The 17,286-nt window shown below is 48.2% G+C and carries 16 protein-coding genes; 6 read left to right on the top strand and 10 right to left on the bottom strand.

Annotation, left to right across the window (positions count from 1 at the left end; genetic code table 11):
- Window position 1 precedes the first annotated feature (1 nt).
- From ACXAGR_RS11555 to ACXAGR_RS11535, 5 genes are all read left to right on the top strand, one after another.
- A complete protein-coding gene (locus ACXAGR_RS11555) occupies window positions 2-799 on the top strand; it encodes a hypothetical protein (protein WP_474850358.1) in 798 nt (265 codons plus the stop codon).
- 95 nt (window positions 800-894) lie between these two features.
- Complete coding sequence (locus tag ACXAGR_RS11550) at window positions 895-1,515, top strand: hypothetical protein (RefSeq protein WP_474850356.1); 621 nt, start codon at window positions 895-897, stop codon at window positions 1,513-1,515.
- Window positions 1,502-2,104, top strand: coding sequence for a hypothetical protein (locus tag ACXAGR_RS11545; protein ID WP_474850354.1), 603 nt, complete (start codon window positions 1,502-1,504; stop codon window positions 2,102-2,104). The genes ACXAGR_RS11550 and ACXAGR_RS11545 overlap by 14 nt, the downstream gene beginning before the upstream one ends.
- A gap of 29 nt (window positions 2,105-2,133) precedes the next feature.
- Complete coding sequence (locus ACXAGR_RS11540; RefSeq protein WP_474850352.1) at window positions 2,134-3,873, top strand: hypothetical protein; 1,740 nt, start codon at window positions 2,134-2,136, stop codon at window positions 3,871-3,873.
- A gap of 27 nt (window positions 3,874-3,900) precedes the next feature.
- Window positions 3,901-5,562 carry a hypothetical protein gene (locus tag ACXAGR_RS11535; RefSeq protein ID WP_474850350.1) on the top strand — a complete coding sequence of 554 codons (1,662 nt, stop codon included), beginning with the start codon at window positions 3,901-3,903 and terminating at the stop codon, window positions 5,560-5,562.
- A 39-nt stretch (window positions 5,563-5,601) separates the two neighbouring features.
- Here the strand turns inward: ACXAGR_RS11535 and ACXAGR_RS11530 are convergent, their stop codons facing one another.
- From ACXAGR_RS11530 to ACXAGR_RS11485, 10 genes are all read right to left on the bottom strand, one after another.
- Complete coding sequence (locus ACXAGR_RS11530; RefSeq protein ID WP_474850348.1) at window positions 5,602-7,290, bottom strand: hypothetical protein; 1,689 nt, start codon at window positions 7,288-7,290, stop codon at window positions 5,602-5,604.
- A 154-nt stretch (window positions 7,291-7,444) separates the two neighbouring features.
- A complete protein-coding gene (locus tag ACXAGR_RS11525) occupies window positions 7,445-8,311 on the bottom strand; it encodes a hypothetical protein (RefSeq protein WP_474850346.1) in 867 nt (288 codons plus the stop codon).
- Window positions 8,312-8,424: 113 nt separating this feature from the next.
- Entirely contained in the window at window positions 8,425-10,194 is a 1,770-nt protein-coding gene (locus tag ACXAGR_RS11520) for a zinc metalloprotease (RefSeq protein ID WP_474850344.1), read from the bottom strand.
- A gap of 184 nt (window positions 10,195-10,378) precedes the next feature.
- Window positions 10,379-11,017, bottom strand: a complete 639-nt coding sequence (locus tag ACXAGR_RS11515; RefSeq protein ID WP_474850342.1) for a hypothetical protein — start codon at window positions 11,015-11,017, stop codon at window positions 10,379-10,381.
- Between the two features lie 27 nt (window positions 11,018-11,044).
- On the bottom strand, window positions 11,045-11,893 hold the full coding sequence (locus ACXAGR_RS11510) for a hypothetical protein (RefSeq protein WP_474850340.1): 849 nt from the start codon (window positions 11,891-11,893) through the stop codon (window positions 11,045-11,047).
- A complete protein-coding gene (locus tag ACXAGR_RS11505) occupies window positions 11,890-12,945 on the bottom strand; it encodes a hypothetical protein (RefSeq protein ID WP_474850338.1) in 1,056 nt (351 codons plus the stop codon). The genes ACXAGR_RS11510 and ACXAGR_RS11505 overlap by 4 nt, the downstream gene beginning before the upstream one ends.
- A 75-nt stretch (window positions 12,946-13,020) precedes the next feature.
- The gene (locus tag ACXAGR_RS11500; RefSeq protein ID WP_474850336.1) at window positions 13,021-13,830 is read right to left on the bottom strand and encodes a hypothetical protein; all 810 of its coding nucleotides are present in this window, start codon (window positions 13,828-13,830) and stop codon (window positions 13,021-13,023) included.
- A 116-nt stretch (window positions 13,831-13,946) separates the two neighbouring features.
- Window positions 13,947-14,822, bottom strand: a complete 876-nt coding sequence (locus tag ACXAGR_RS11495; protein WP_474850334.1) for a hypothetical protein — start codon at window positions 14,820-14,822, stop codon at window positions 13,947-13,949.
- Window positions 14,815-15,969: a hypothetical protein gene (locus tag ACXAGR_RS11490; protein WP_474850332.1), complete on the bottom strand. Its 1,155-nt coding sequence runs from the start codon at window positions 15,967-15,969 to the stop codon at window positions 14,815-14,817. Before ACXAGR_RS11490 ends, ACXAGR_RS11495 begins: the two co-directional genes overlap by 8 nt.
- A 65-nt stretch (window positions 15,970-16,034) precedes the next feature.
- On the bottom strand, window positions 16,035-16,364 hold the full coding sequence (locus tag ACXAGR_RS11485) for a hypothetical protein (protein WP_474850330.1): 330 nt from the start codon (window positions 16,362-16,364) through the stop codon (window positions 16,035-16,037).
- A gap of 135 nt (window positions 16,365-16,499) precedes the next feature.
- Between ACXAGR_RS11485 and ACXAGR_RS11480 the strand changes: the two genes are divergently transcribed.
- Window positions 16,500-16,874, top strand: coding sequence for a TraR/DksA family transcriptional regulator (locus ACXAGR_RS11480; RefSeq protein WP_474850328.1), 375 nt, complete (start codon window positions 16,500-16,502; stop codon window positions 16,872-16,874).
- Window positions 16,875-17,286: the final 412 nt, after the last annotated feature.

Below are 17,286 nucleotides of genomic sequence, written 5' to 3'. Positions count from 1 at the left end.
CATGAGTCATTTAGCCCGCGAACTGGTTCGTCTCGAAATTGAAGCTATGACCCTAAACGCCCTGATGCACCAGCAGAAGTGGTTTCCTGATGAGGACGAAAACACAGCGCTGATGCGACGTGCATATCAACTGGGCATTCAACTTGAGCAATTTTCTCCCTATATAGAACAGGTCGTAAGGCTTGACGGAATTGAAATGAAGATCGTCGAGAGCATTCACACGCTTATCGCTGTCCATCCGGATTTGGAATTTGAATTCAATGAGGGCGTTGCCTTCAGCGAACATGACTCCGGGGAGTCGAAATCACAGATTGATGATGAGATCACCCCCCTGCGCCTTGAGATGCAGATCTGCGCCGTCGCGGCTCAGCATCAGATGTCAGACTACAAATTGAGCAAATTCACGGGGGTGCCGGAAAGCGAACTGACTGCATGGCCGGTATCCTTTCAGGTGTACGCCCTGCTCTTCTACACCCGTTTGGCCAAAATCAACGAATTGTCCGATGAGATGATTGAATATCGCACCAGCGGTATGCATCGCGATACAGCACAGCGACTGGCCGAACTGATTTCCGGTGACGCACCCACAAAGGGTGACTCCCTGAACCTTGAGTATCTGATGACGTATAACGCGCTGGAGTGGACAGTAGCCGACTTTTTCGCCTTCACGCAGTATCAGCCACCCGCAGTGAAAAGCGTTGCGGAGGCGGAGGCCTACTTCGCAGAATTGCACGCAGGTAAAGTCCTTGAGTCCAAGAATATTGATACCAAAGAGCATGCGCCTGAATCTCTCTGTTGAGGGTGGGTGTTTATGCCCTTTCCTGTCAGGTCGCGGGGTCGGGATCATTGGTATGATGACCTAAGTATGTACGATGTATTTTATCCGGAGTGTATATGAAATTCTTTATTGATACGGTGCCTCGGGCCATTACCCGTCTGCCTTTTAATGTCAGCGATAATCGCATTCTGTTTCTTTTGTGGCTGGGCGCAGAAGCCTGCGTGTTTGTCAGCGGCCTGACACTGGGTTTTCATCCGCTGATCATGGCCGTCCTGATGATTGGCCTTGCGCTGTACTATCCGTTCCTCATGGAAGCACTGACAAGAGACAGAACTGAACCCGACCTGTCTTCACTGAAGTTGTCAGATGACGCGAAGGTACTCATGGAAACCTTCACCATTATTGACGGCAATACCATCGTCTTTAATCTCTTTTTCTCTGCGAACCTGCTGACGCACCTGAATATCAGTATAACACCGGAACAAGCCCTGCCTCTGCTAAAGGAAATCGACAAGGCAATCCGGAAACAGCGCTTTCGGCGGGCGCTGGCATTGTACAACGGGGCCATTGATGAGGTTGCCGTCAGCAAAGATAACGGACTGGCCAATGTCATCCTCACCACCCTGTCACTGCCTGTGAGTCAGGACGATATCCATTTACTGACACGCGCTGGCGTTCCGCTGGATACCGGCAGACTCACCCTGACTGGGTATGATGACCTAAGTGTCAAAGATTAACCTTTTTAACCCTACTTTCCTTACGGAGTATTTTATGAATGTAAAACAAATCACCCTTCACGCCCTGCACACCCTGTTTGTTGAATGGCCACGCCGCCACAGTGGCCACCCGTGGTTTCCGCTGGCCGTGACAGGGTATTTCGTCATTGCCCTGCTGCTGGGCGTTTTTGCCCCCACACTGCTGCTCGGGAAAATCCTCTTCACACTGGGCGTGGTGTGGGTAGTAATAACATTACTGGGCAGCCTGATGAACCATCCCCGTTATCAGGCCAAGGTGGAGGACTTGGCTTTGTCCGAGGAGGCCGAGCGCTGGATGCAGGATGCAGTAGTGCCGCGAGCAGGAGGCTTTGAGCTAACACTGTTTGCCCCTGAAGCTCAGGACGTCGAGGTTCGTCTGCATGAGGATTTTACCCGTATGCTGACCGAGATCCGCGCTGCACTGAAAGCCAACTACTACAGTCTGACTATCTGCGTCAATCCGGAGCCGAATCGTGATATCTGTGAAGGGGAACACCTTGCTGCTATTGCCATCTGCGATACGTTTAACCCGCCCCTGACATGGAAAGAGGCGCAGGCAGTGCGCGGCTAATGCCGCGCCTTCCGGAAAAAGGAAAAACAATGTCATTAAGAGAACAACTATCCACCTTGTCACGCATTGAAAAAAAGGGTGATAAGGCATGCAATTTCATGCTTTGCATCACGTTCATTGCCCTTACCATTCTTTTTGCCTTCGTCAGGTATTACGGAATAGAACAGCCTGAACTGGACACTCCCGCGCCTGTTATGCCTTCGATATCCATCCTCACGCCTCTGGTGACAGCACTCGGCTGCATGTATCTGTTCACCCTGATCAGGTTGTGCCTGCGAAGCGGCTATCAGCACCCTGTGCTTGAAGCCCCTCTCGTGCGATTTTTTAATAACCGCACGCGGATATTGCCAGCATGGGTGTTTTACACTGCAAGCAGTCTTTCTCCAATCCTGTTTGTTTACATTCTGTACTATACCCTTTTTGCATTTCCGTTCATGCAGCTTAGCTTACAGGATATGAATCTTTTTACCCTGAAGCCACTCCCGCACGCGATGCGGGTGGGCGACATTTCTGTTATCCTGACGGGTGTCACACTGGGTCTGACTACGCTTATTTTAGCGGCGCGACCTGCGACCATTTCGCCGGTTTATTCCAAATCTTACAGCACTTTTCTGGTGCATCTGGCCGTCATTACCCCTTTGCTCATCCTTAGCCCGGCATCAGGCATGGATTACACCACTTTACTGGCCGCAGCCGGAGTTGCCGCTAATCCTTCGGAAAATGAAGAGATGCTGACATACCTGACTCTAGGCATAGTTATTGCCCTTACCCTCCTCACGATGGTTAAGATTATCAAGCGCCACTGGGGCACTCCAGCAGCAACACCCGGGATAATAAATGACTTCAGGCAGGTGTGCCAGCATGCAGTGGCGGCTGCGGGCGTGATTTATCTTGCCCATTTTGCCTCTTTGCATTCAATGGCAAAACCTGTGAGCAGTCTGCACGGAGAAATCAACGTCACCATTGAAGGTACGACACTGCGGATTAATCAGGATATGTTTTTGCCTCTCGACGGCATCACCGAAGCAGATCAGGTGACCGAAGAGCTGGTGGAAGCCGCACTGGGCATAAACCCCATAAACCAGAACACGTACCTTGGCGACATTCTTTCGGCGGACTATAGCGGCAATCAGGAGGAAGCCATCCGTCTGGCGGCACATATAGCCCTGATGCAGGGAAAAAACCTTGACCTGAGGAAGTCCGCGCTGACAGATGCACTAAAAAATAACAGACATTATCTTTCGACGTATTCAAGCCTGTCTTTAGCTGTGCTGTACGCAGACTGGTTTCCGCTTTCCCATCAGCAGCGTACCTTAGAGAGTATTGTAGCAGGACGCTATCAGGAAGCTGTCAATTACTATCTGAAAGATGCCCTGAACAATACGGACACGCGGTATACGACTATCCCGAGGCTTGATGATAACGGCAATTACTCGAAGGAAATGTACACCGGCTCTACAGGCGGCATAAAGCTGCCCGACATGATAGTGGCGTTAGTGCGAAACAATCTGGTAACGTTTGATGCCAATGCGATCAATGACAAAACAAGACGGGAACGGTTTAATGACAAACTGGAAAGTGATCGTTCCGGCGACCCCTTTACGGAAGCGCAAATTCAGCAATGGGTGACGCTCTTCAAACTTCCCCCTCTCCCTGACAAGGAGCCGCACCGCAATATCAGCGAAAAGGAACAGTGCGCTGCCGCCGCTATTTGTGATGCCTTTAACCCTACCATGACATGGAAGGATGCACAGGCAGTGCGCGGCTAACACCGCGCTTTTTAAGGAACAAGAAACATGACATCATTTTCCAATAAAACCACTTTATCGCGCTCTGTAAAACAAAGCGACACTATTCAGTATCTTTTTATCTGCATGACATTTTTCGCTACTGCCTTTTTGCTCGCAATAACGAACCATCTCTCGGGGTACAGCTTTGATATCGATGCGGCTGCTACAGTAGATCCATTGATGGTGGGTTTCACTCCTCTGGCAATGGCTGGTGGCTGTGTATATCTGTTAATTTTTATCAGGGCGTGCCTGCGAAGCCACCATCCACACCCTACACTGGCATCTGCCTTGTGTGATTTTTTTACCAACAAGGCACGGTTACTGCCCGCATGGGTGTTTTATGTTGCGTGCGGTCTTTTTGTTTTTACGCTGATCTACGCCATATACTACGTCATCTTTATGCTGCCAGTAGGCGTTCTGTATTTGCAGGATATGGATCTTGCAACACTGACCCCACTGCATGATGCATTTCGCCTGTACAACCTTTCTACCATCCTGTGTGTCGTAATGGCGATCCTGACAGCTCTTATTTTGATGGCACGACCCGCAACTATTTCTCCGAGATTTTATCAATCCCTCTTTATGCTGGCGGGGTGCCTAACGGTTGTTACCCCCTTCCTTATCCTCTGTCCGGTATCGGGTTTGGCAGCAGTCACTCTATTTAATCACGCTATGCTGGCTGCGACACCTACCGAGGTGACACAGGAGATAATAGGCTTTCTGATGGCAGTGCTTTTTCCTATCTACATAGGCTCTCTCCTCATTCTTTTCCGTCAATACAAGAAGACGGCGATCACAGCGAAGCGCGTCGCAAAAGATATCAGACATGTGTGTTACCACAGCGTCGCAGCGGCTGGATTCATCTTTATCACTTACTTTATCTTCCTGCACTCTATAGGGGAGGTTCATGCGAGTGGAAAAGAAGACGAAATCAGCGTCACCATTAAAGGGACAACACTACGCATCAATCAACATGCATTGTTATTTCAAGAAGGGAGTACGGAAGAAGAGAGAGCAACGGAAAAACTGGTAGAGGCAGCATTAGGCATACATCCACTGCCCCTGCTCCCACCTCAGGAGGGGATACTTTCGGCGAACTACACCGGCGATCAGGAGGAAGCCTTGCGGCTGGTGGCTCACATTACGCTGATGCAGGCAAAAAATCTTGAGCAAAGAAAGCCAAAGTTAATCGAGGCGCTGATGGATCACAGGCATTATGTAACAACGCAAATCAGCTTAACTCTCGCACTGAAGTACAGCGACTGGCACCCACTCTCCCACCAGCAGCGCACACTGGAGAATATCGTCGCCGGACGATATCAGGAAGCAGTCAACACCTATCTGGAAGACGCACTCAATAATTCAGAGGTACGGCACGCAAGTATCGCAACACGTAACGGAAATGTGCAGTCACTACCAACCCTGTACTCAGGTTATCTAGGCAGCAAGTTCCTCCCCAGTCTCATGCAGGCTTTAGTCCGCAATAAACTGGCGACGTTTGACTTCAGCGCCATCCATGACGAGACACGGCGAGAGCAGTTCAAGGACATACTGGAAAGCGAGGATATACTGGACAGCGATTATGTTGATGACCCCTTCACTGAAGCACAAGTACAGTATTGGGTAAAGCTTTTCAAACTCCCTCCCCTGTCCGAGATGAAAAAGTAATCTATAACGGGTCGCCGCCATGCGGTTGCGACCCGTTTTTTACTCCCCGATAGCAACGAGCAGCGCAGCACGGGCACTATCCGACAAACCACCCAGCTGCATCATGTCGAAGGGTGGACACATCCCCCAGAAGCTCAGATCAGATAGTACTTTCACCTGCTTGTCATCTTCCTCCATCAGGATGGTGGTGGCCTCATTGATAATGCGAACCCTGACTGCATCATCACAAAGCGCGAAACACATTACTGCAACAGCTGTGTCACGATCCGGAGCTTTCCCGTGAAGACTGCCAACAATATGTTCTGCATGCCATTTTGCTGGCTGCAAGTCACGCACCGACTGCAATATTTTCTCTGCCACTCCTCTTACCCGAAGATTGGCAAACAATGCCGGTATGTCACTTCGCTTTGTCTGCTCATGAAAGATTGTCACCAGCGCGGCTGCCAGTCGTTCGCCGTAGGCAGGGGGGTGATCTTTCCATAATTGCGGGGATGACATACACATGCAGAGAACGCCACCCACGACCTGCAAGGACTCATACTTACACAGGGCCGAAAACATAGAGTTTAACCCATAGACAGAACTACCCGTCACATACTTGGACTTTGATAACGTATGACGCAGGAGTGTCGGGGTATTATAAACCAGACCAAGGATCTCACTGAAACATTTGGCATATTGCTCTTCAATTACCACATCCTCTTCAATTTTCTCCAGTATCCGGTCAATCAAATAGAACAAATCCCCGCTGTCTACTACCAGCTCACGGTACAGACCCATTTCAAGACACCGCATCCATGAATACAGCTGCACACTGTCATAAAATTCAGGGCGCATATGCACCATTTTCGGTAAGGTATAGGTGATGAAGATATCAGCATTAAAATGATCAACCATCCGGCTGAAATGACCACGGGAAAAGCCCATGCCATACCCCTGCTGGCAGATCTCAAGGGTATCAACACCTGCGTCTGCCAGTGCCGATGCCATGGAGACACGCACACCTTTACTGGCGCATTCCCACGCCTCTTCGGCAAATCCCTCTTTGACGGCAAATTGCGCAAACCACTCCGTCAGATCAGGAGGCATAATGCGCCCCGTGCTATACAACTCTTTCACACTCTCAAAGGAAAACGATTGATGGTAGTAATCATCCGGATCTGTCGTCAGCAAGCGACGCTCAATCATAAACCTGACGGTTTCCACAGATGACTCACTAAGAGTTGTATACTTGTTGCCGGAATTTTCAACAATCAATGCCTTCGCTACATTGACAGGGTAACCTGTCATCGTTATACCTGCATTCATAATACAGGCCGCCAGCGCCACCTGTCCTGACTTCAGCACATCATGCATCCAGAACCCTGCGGCATCATTCAGCATCCCGCAGTCATATTTCAGCAGCAACGCAATGGCTGGCGCATTGCCATCTTTCAGTACTGCACTGATATCCTCTGCTACCGGCATGCGGTAGCCGCTTTGCAGCATAGTTTCCAGCATGGCGAGCTGCATTGCCCTTTCTTCGTCTGATTCTGGCAACCTGATTAGCTCACCCCACACCTCTGTGAACTGCACCTCCCTGTCAGGATCGTGCAAGACTATATCCTGCAATATGCGGCTTGCCTCTCTGACCTCACCGTGCTGAAGCAGGACGAGTAAAAACCCCTCATACAGGGAAGATGCGACAGCGGAACGGGAAGGTAACATGGCTGGTGAGTTCATTGTCATTTTGTCTTACTCATAAAAATTCGAAGTGGCAACGCCGTCGCACAACACAGAAAGGCGTACCCTAGTCAGACCTTTATAATACCACAACATTGCTGTTTTGTCAAATACGATGCAAAAAAGGTGGCTGATGCCACCTTTTTTATTAGTCTTTATTTCACGGGTTCATTACGCTGAAATCAGGCTCTTTGGCAAGTGCCTTCTTGCGCTCAACATCCCGAGCCACTTCCTGACGATGCTTGTAGTCCTGATAGTCCTTATGGCCGGGAAGCATCTTCGCGGTATGCTCAGAGCGCAGGGTTACACTGACATCCTCAAAATCAAATTCTTCACGCTTTTGCTTGATCATATCAACAACCTGATCTTCCACCTGAACCACATTGTCGGTATTGCACCATATTGTCAGGTGCATCTGCTGCTCATCGTTATGAGAATTCGGATAAACCAGCTCTGCGCGGAAATCAACCACATCGTCTAATTCAACCGCCTCTAACTTTGAGGTCATTGCCGACTTTACTGACGCAACATCCAGTCCTGCTTCTTTAAAGTCCGCATTAAAGTTGTCAAAAACAAAAGTCAGTTTCCGGTTCATCATGGTACATCCCAGTGCTTCCAGCGCCTGACCTGTCTGTTCGCGGTTGTAGTCCGCACCGATGACCGCATCCAGATAATCGAAGTTTGTTGCATTCTCCAGATCTAAGTATTTAGCTTCCGTATATTCGAATTCGTCAAACTTCTCCAGCTGTGCCACCAGCTCAACCTGACGGGCATCAATATACCCCTGAAAACCTTTTGTAAAATCGTAATGCTCAAACTGCGACGCCGGATGATCGATCATATGAAAATCTACGCCCTCGTACTCAACAGCCGGAATAGTCTTATCCTCAACATCATTCCAGAACATTAACGCAAAACGCATTTCACGCTTCGCTTCCGGCGTAACAGAACCATGCTTTTCATCTGACTTAAGGGCAATACCGGCAACAGTATCAATAATTTCGGTGCGACTGACAGGAAATTTCATACTTTTTATCCATTTTCAAATAAAATACCTAAGCAGAACCGCCACCACAGCTCTGCTGATTAGGCTTCATTATACTACATACTAATGGTACATAGAAATAACAGGCAGTATAATTATTGACTATGACGACCTAAGCGACGCCAGACGATCAGCGGCAGCACCAACAATGAAATGAATCCCGCAGCTCCACCCCCTTCCGTTGTCTGTGCGCTATCACCACCATCACCGGTGCCGCCCACCCCCTCGGCAGGCTCAGAGTCACCATTACCGGAACCAATCTCTTCTGCATCATCAGCATCACCGTCACCACCAATCTCTTCTGCATCATAGACAGCCTCCTCTATGCCTTCTCGGGTTAAAGCAAATTCCCAGCTGTCATCAAATACCAGCACCTCAACCGGCTCATACGCATCGGATGCCCAGTATGTATCGGTCATAGCAAGTTCGAAAGCCGCATACCCGACATCGGCAAGGCTTTCTCCCTCATACCGCACCGTCACTTCCGCCGCATCCTGCCCGTCCTCAAACACAACAGGATTGGTTTCAATAATGAGTCCGGCATCGCCGCTCACTGTCAGCTCAACAGAGAGTTCTCCGTCCGTCCCGCCCTCGCGTTCAAGCACATAAGTGCCGACACCTGAAGCAAAGAAATGCTCTGCCTCACCGGAAAACTTCACTGTGCCGCGTTCAGACAAGCCGCCAATTGCGCCTCCATCCACAAGCAGCATCTCATCGGGCACGCTTTCTATCAGGTAGCCCTGCTTTATCCCCAGATAGAACTGACCATCGCTGATATCACCCAGCAGAGGAACTTCTACCGTCTGCGTAAGACCGTCTCCGAGATAGCTCACGCGAACATAGGTTTCCGCATAATCCTCTCCGGCGAACATTGTGCCATCCTCAGTGTAAAGTTCAACGGATGACATCTCTGCCACACCTGAGCTGAAAATGACTTCAACGACCAGTGCCCTGCCGTCGTCACTGTATCCCACATCGCCAAACGAAACACTGCCTGACACCGGCATGGTGTATCCTTCAAACGCCTGCTCGGCCAACAGCTTCTGATACACTCCGGTGACATCAGTCACGCCTGCAACACCACAGGGAGTTTCATTTTCTGTATCCACATCTACGTAGATATAGGGTGAGGAGAAAAACGGCACATTGCGCGTACCGACATAGCTCATGATGGAGCCGAAGCCACGACAGGTGTCTCCGTAACCCGCCTCATTCAACGCTTCTACAGGATTCCCGTAGGAATCGAAGGAGTTGGCAAGATCATGTAAATTGCCATCATTATGGGAAAGCTCGTGAGCCAGTGTGGTCGATCCGGCAGTGGCACTATCCTGCGCCCCGAATACAACTTTACTCCCGCCCAGCCAGCCCGTGCCTATGACGCTCCCGTGGACATCAGCATCATACCCGAAGAGCAGTGCCGTATGCGCCTGCACGTAATTATTATCCCGATCATCATCCGCGAGATAAGCAGTAAAATCACTGAGCATCACTTCCGGCGACATCTGATCATCAAAATCAAGCGCCGGAAGAACAGCCATAACCTTACGCTGCAATGCCACACCACCATGGGCGAATGCCGCATTGTTTAAAGCTACAGAGTTCTCAATGTACGTATGCACGTTCTTCACGCTGCCGAGCAGATCTACAGCCGATTGCGTGTAGTAAAACAAAACAGGGGTGGTAGTCAGCGATTCCCCCGCATAGAGTTCTTCACTGAAATAAAACCGGTCAACGGCAGCCGAGGCCTGTGCTGACACAGCAATATCACGGGGATCAGGTGCATAGCTGGTGGATAAAGCAGTAAAAGACGTCAGTGTCATCAGACAGGCAGAGATAGATAAAGCAAGAGAGGTTTTGCGCATCATTAAATTCCTAATATATACCACGTATTAATTAGTCATTTTAATGAAAACGAATTAAAACACCAGTAAATTACGGCACTAAAAAGAAACACATCTAAAAACACACACGCCCCGTATAATTACGGGGCGTGACAGACGTTCCCAACCTCGGCTGTCAGGCAACGGAGCAACAACGCAAGGGATTGCGTCAGTTCAGAGCTTTAAGTATGCCAAATACCGCCATGCCAATAAGCTCAAGCACTATTTCGCCAAGTGGCAATGTATACAACGAACTGCGCTTGGTTAAGAAATTAAATACAACCATCACAGCCCAGACCACGGAGAGGACACCTACGGCCCACATCGCCAGTACCATCGGGTTACGGGTATCGTGCTTCTCCGCCTGCATCGACTTCGCGGTCTCTGAGAGAAACACCTCCGGCAACGCGGTTGGCTCTTCCAGTGATAATTGCTTATCCCATGTCTGGCTGAGTGATTTCAGGCCCGTCACAAATGCACGCACATCAGCCTCTACCTCTTCGTAGTCGCGGGAATACCAGTCCTCCGCTTTTCCTGAAAAGGCAATTTTATCTTCTGCCATAGCAATCACCGACTGGCGGATTTCTCCGCCCCGACCATCACATATTGCATGCCGGTTAGCACAATAAGCCCGCTGATAATTGTCTGCAACAGACTGCACAAACGTTGATTCAATCGCATCAGCCCCTGTGACTTCCGCCCGCACAAAGAAAACACCGTACAGCAGGCCAAATACAACCCAGAATGTCAGGCCAATATTCAGCAAACTGACTACCAATTTTTTAAATTTACTCTCTGATTTTTTCACTAGATTTATCCTTCAGGTCAAGTATTATTAAAGCGCGACATGATGTCCGCAAAGCCCGATAATTGTGTATGTGAATTCTGTTCTTTCCCTTCCTTTTTTTGGCTCCGTTACAGTACCGGACTGACGGGCTTCAATTCGCTCCAAAATCTCAGAATCAACCGGCTTTGGTATATTTTTGTCAATTAAAGCCGTGATCCGGAGTCGGGGCTTTCTCTTTGCAGTGGCTTCAGAAAGACGTTTTGCCTCCACTTCCGTCGCCGGGTCGAACTCCATCTTAGGAAAATCACTCAGATTATCCGCCTCCTTGGGGAGTCGCCAAAGTTCGGCAGGATCTGGTTTAGCCTGCCGCTTCCTGAAGTGCGTAACTACCCATGTGGTGAGACAGACAGAAACTCCAAACGTCACAATTACAATCAGGGCAATGGCACTGCCCGCATAGCGCCTGTCTGTAGCCTTTTCCAGTTCTGCCGTGCGGATGTACACATCCCCGTCCTCAGGAAATACCAGCCCTGCCAGCGCCTCCGGATGTGATAAAAAATACGGGATCTTCCGCGATGTCACCGGCATCTGATATATTACCTTTCGCCATGATTTTGTGATGACACGAATATTGTCGTACTTGTAGTCTTCCGGTGACGGCGATACCTCCCTGAACTCCTTGACAAACGCATCATAAATCAACGCTTTCTTTTCAGCCGTGAAGGACTCGTTTGCACGGTTCTTGCGAATAAATTTTGCCTCCCAGTCTGCAATGGTATTCGTGATCGCAGCACTGTACGCACGCGCCTCAGACTCATCTGCATACTCTAGTACAAACTTGACCGGAAAGACCGACGATATGAACCATAATGCAATAAAGAAAAGAAATGACTTCATGCCTGCTCTCCCTCCTGTGCCTTTTCCATAATCGCCGTAAACCTGTCTGTTTTCACCGGCTTTGCTGCTTGTGAGTCATTACCCTCTGATACCTTCGCGTTATCAGCAGTGTCTGAGGATAATATCCCGCCTGCAATACGCTCAATCAACGGACTTACCACCGGTTCGGAGGACAATACAGGCTTACCTGCGGCATCCGGCTCCAACCCGCTGTCACGCGCATCAATGACTTGCTTGGCCGCCTTTTTAGCCGCTTTTTTAGCGCGTTTTGTAATGTGTCTCAACTTCCCTTCCTGCTCTGTCACCGAAACGGCATCAACTTCATTCAACAACTTTTGCATTTCGCCCTCAAACTGCGCCATGGCACTGGCCACAACAGAATTCTTGAAAGCTTCTTTTTTTCTTTTAAGTTCATCCTCATCATCATAGATAAACTTCTCTTCAAGCCATTTCTCATCCTCCTGTGAAAGCGAAACAGGATTTTTCTCTGCACCAGCTGACTCCGGATGTTCATCTCCTCCTGACCGCACACTGCCACCGTCTATGACAGTATTATTATTTGCCATATGAAGACCCCAGTACAGCCATCGAAAGAAGAAGAAAAAGCCCAACACACCGATTACCAATAAACTAAAATAATAGGCAGGGACATTGACCTCTTTTAACACCTGATGACTTAAAGGAACCTGATCGAGGGACGGAAATACCAGCCCGTCAACAGACTCCTTGTAGTTGTATTTCAGTGTATCCTGATAATTTCTAATCAGGATCTGCCATTCGCCACTTAGTGCCTTCAAATTCCCGTAACCATGCAGTTTGATATGCTGATTCATCAACGATATCGTACTGGCTTTAAACAGCTTCGCACCTGTCCCTGCTTCATGCTTACTGCATTTAGCATTGGCGCGGCAATACACTGATGTCCACTGATTCACTACCTCCCTGCGGGCATCATCAATCTGAGATTCAGGGTGAGCAAGCCAGCCTGCGGACGAAAGAACAGTGATAACAATGATTAAAGAGAAAATATATTTGAAAAATTTAGTGAGCATGCCAGTAGACCGTTGTTGTAAAATACATCGTAAGTGGTGGCATATTATACCACCACATTTAATACTGCAATTAAATTAATCCGAGGATGGGTTTTTACTGACAAAGCGAGTCATGACATGCCTGAAACTTACCGCCTTGTCAGCAACCGTTGCCAGTTCAGGGCTGTCATTCCCGTCTATACGCTCAATTAAAGCACTGACCTTTGGCTTGGGTGAAGATGCACCGGCAGCGCTTTTGGTTGCAAAATCAGGATGCATAGTGCCATCGGAGCGTATATCGTTAATTGTTGCACCCTGAGACACCGGCCTTGACGGGTGTACCGAATCACGAGAGCCAGCCGACATCTGGCGATTTGCATCCAGAACCATCTCAGCAAGCAGTATTAATGCTGCGATAATAACAGCAAGAATCGTTGCAGTTTTGTCATGAGACTGTGCTTGCTTCAGACCATACAGATTCACGATGATGTCTGGTGGCTTAGGGTACTTAAAAGATTCTGCTTTTTGCGCCGCCTGCGACGTTAAACCTTTCACAGACAGACCTTGTTTTGCAGCGTTTTGCTGTAGAGAGGGCCACTTGCTATCCATGATTTTTGGGAAATCCACCGGTAACATCACCAGCGCCTCTCCCATTGCTACCGGTGATGAGTCCCGCATCTTTATCGACTCAACCTGTTTTGTATACTCAGCAATAATAATGTGAGTAAAAACATTCTGACATCCTGAATTACTATCACAAAACTGCTTATTCCATTGCGACATCGCATCTTCCGAGACCGCATCCTTTACGGACGGCAGATAATTAAGTTTTAATGCGACACACAGCAAAGCTGCCAGTAAATAAATAAAGCTTCGCCGCGAACCGAGAAACGGGGTGGTTGTCATATTTCACCTTATAATACATCGTAAACAGAACTAATTAACTTCAACCTGCTTGCAGATTGATAAACATAGCGCTGTATAGTAACTAACAAAAAGCAGATTGCCAATATATGATATCGTTACGGCACCACCTCACTCCGTATAGCATGAGCGACATTACAGACTTTCATCAGATCCGGACTCCTAACCGATGCATCAGCAACAAGTACTTCAGCCAGCGGCATGAAGATAGCCTGACAACTCTCGCTCATAAGCGACTCGCTGATATCCATCTTTCTCGCGGTTACTGCAACATGCCAGTGCTTAAAGATGCCCGCCATCTCGGCAACAGAGAGGTGGGCTGACAAGGTTTCTAACAAGATGAGTTCGGTTGTTGTAAATTTAGGGGGCGTTACTATCTTCCTTTGCCTGAGCAAAGCGCGGGACACGGAAATATCAATTATTTTGCAAAAGTAACTTTCTGCGCTTTTAGTAAAGACATCACGATAATTACTATTTAGAAGAAAGCTCATTAGCGGGTTACAGCGAACGGCATACTTAAAAATGTAGGGCCGGAAAACAGGGCCGGTTGGAACAAATAATTTCTCAGCCAGCGCCTCCAGCAGAGCAAGCAGCGTGTCAGGATCGCTGGATTGTGCAGGAATTTGACTGGCCATCTCAATGCGATCTACCAGCACATCCCTTAAGTCACATCCTGCGGCCTGCATCTCTCTCCAAAACGTTTTTTTATCTTCATTGGGCGATTGAGAAACTGTAATAATCGCCGCTTTCACAAATGTGTCTTTTTGCGCAAGTATAATGCTCTCAGGGCTGGTGCGGTATAAGGACTGCCATGCCGACAAGAAATCCTCAGGAGAAAGGGAGTGACGTGTCAGCAATCGCCGATATGCCCCTTTGTTTTTTTTCAGCAAGATCTTAAGTTCTGCATCGGTAAAGCTCGTTCCGCCACAATCAAATCGCCTGATCAGCGCAGGCACATCAACAGATTCAGTCATTTTTTACTCCAACAATCGTATTTAGCACTGTCTGCCTCACCTCTTCCGATTCAACCTGAGACATCACCACATAGGGCGAATCACCACTGGCAAGTAAGAATACATGCCACATATCAATATTTGTGCAGGACTGCATATCAGACAAGCCCCCTTCACTCCATCCACACGCAAGCGCAAAACCCTGCTGAGTATCTTCACCTGAAACATCCCACTCTTTCTTCGCCACAACACAGAGTCTCTCCAGTTCATCGCCCAAGCACGCACGTATTGCTGAGAGACCGCTGGAGGCATCATCATGATCTTCACCATCAATAAAGCAATCGCAAATAAAGTTTAGTAACGTCAGCGCTCCACCATAATTCCCGTAGGCCGCATGCGTCATTCCCTCTCGCACTTTATTTCTCAAAACAAGATTTTGGTAAGCCCCCTTCCGACCTTTCCTGAATTGCGTGGCGAAAAACGACACCACTTGCGTCAGGAAAACATGAGCCAGACCGTCTGATGATTCTGCCGGATAGCCCTTTTTTACCAGAACTTTTCCGAGCACCACTCCGCCATGCAGAGGTCGCTCGCGTGCAATTTGCCACAACACTTTCCGCACAGAAGCATTTGCTGGCAAAGCATCATTACCATGCAGCCAGCCAGTCAGCGCTTTCAGCGACTCTTTCGACTTACTTAATTCTTCCGCCTGTTCCGGCAGCGTGGCATCCGGACGGGCAATGATGTTGTACACAATTCTATCGAGAAAGACAGGCATCCCTGACTCATTACAGGTATCGACATCTATACCTGCACTCCGTAAAGCGGCGTACATGGTATGACTGAAAATCCTCGCTTCAACCAGCGACTCAACCACCGAAACACTGTTTTGCTGTAACTGGAGCATCATAGCGCCATCCATACTCGCCGTTTTTTGCAGCAGTGTTTGCATCAGTGTAACCTTGCCTCTTAAAATAGCATGGCGAAGCATCACTGGCACAACGTCTCTGTATCGTGTCAGAATAACTGAAAACGCCTGCGCTTCCGGCATGATATCTTCATTCCAATAAGCCGCAAGAGCGGCATTTTCCGCCTCTTTGCGCTCCTCACGCAGAACGGATTCCCGCAAATACGAATCGAGTTCACGATAGGATGTTGTTTTGAGCATAATATACTAATTTGTTGATATTCTATCCTTTATAATATCACAATATACGCAAACGTGTCAACTCGTCATGCAAGTGAGCGCATTTTCTTAGCATATTCTGTATACCTTTTATCCTTGCCCCTACAGTGTTCAGGGTTAATGGCTTTTTGCTTGAAAACAGTGTTGGAAGGCATCTCAAAGTCAAAACCCCGTTGTGCGTGCGCTCCCTTGACCTCAATAGCAACAATAGCCTCCTTTACTAAGAACAGTGCGCTTTTAAAGTCACTGGCAGACGGGTGCTCTTCTCCGCACCGGTCGATATGTGACTGGATCTCTTTTGCTTTCTTTTTAAGCTCATCGTAAGAGCGAGATTGACTTAACCATGCCATGGCCCGTTTGACATTACGTATCGACATACAATTAATACCCCGTAAAAAAGAGCTTTAATTATACATGATAAAAAACGACAATTAATACTTGCTTTTTATTATTTCAGCACTATACTCCTCACACGCTCAAAGAGCACAACAACAATACGGAGTATTTATACTATGTCTACTGAACAAACTTTTCTGGATTCACAGAAAGCCAAATTAGAAAAAAACATCACACAACTTGAGCAGCGCATTGCCCAGCACAATGAGACAATTGGTACGCCATGTCAGAGTCGGGAGCCTGAAGAAATTGCAGAATATCAGATTGAACAGGCCCGTACCCGAGGACTACTGGCCGCTGACACAGAGATGCTTAAACGAAGTCGGGTAGCAATTCGCCGCATCAACGAAGATGAGTATCAGGATTGCCGCTGCGGTGAAGAAATTGAAAAGAAACGACTGATTGCGTATCCGACAGCTTGCCTTTGCATGGAATGTGAAACCAAGGCCGATGTGGCTCGACGAAATTTTGTTAGCAGACAAGTAGCTTAACGCCCAAACCACCATAATTTCCTGAAAAGCCACTTCCGTGGCTTTTTTATTATGTCACCCGCCAGTGATTTACCCAGCAACCTGATAAATTCTCTTTCCTGAGCACCTGTAAATACTTAAAGGAGTCAGTAAGCAGTGAATATACCTTTATAACCTTGTATATTTATTAATACCCTGACAATATACTTATCACTCTGGCTCTGTAGTGGCTGGCCGTTCATTTTGAGTTTATGAACTATGGAAGACCAAAAGCTGGCCGCAAAGACAAGAGGCCACATATTTTCGCCTGTGATTATTAAAATCAATAACTTAGAAGCAGAAAGAGGGCTGTATTGCGGGCTGCGGCCAGCATCTGGTCGTTTTTTCGCCAGTAATGTATGCTCAGAAATAACAAAACTTACGACTTAAGTAG

The sequence above is a fragment of the Alteromonas sp. ABH4_457 genome (genome assembly GCF_056160625.1).
The sequence above is the reverse complement of the archived record's forward strand: the minus strand, read 5'-3'. Positions and strand labels throughout refer to the sequence as shown.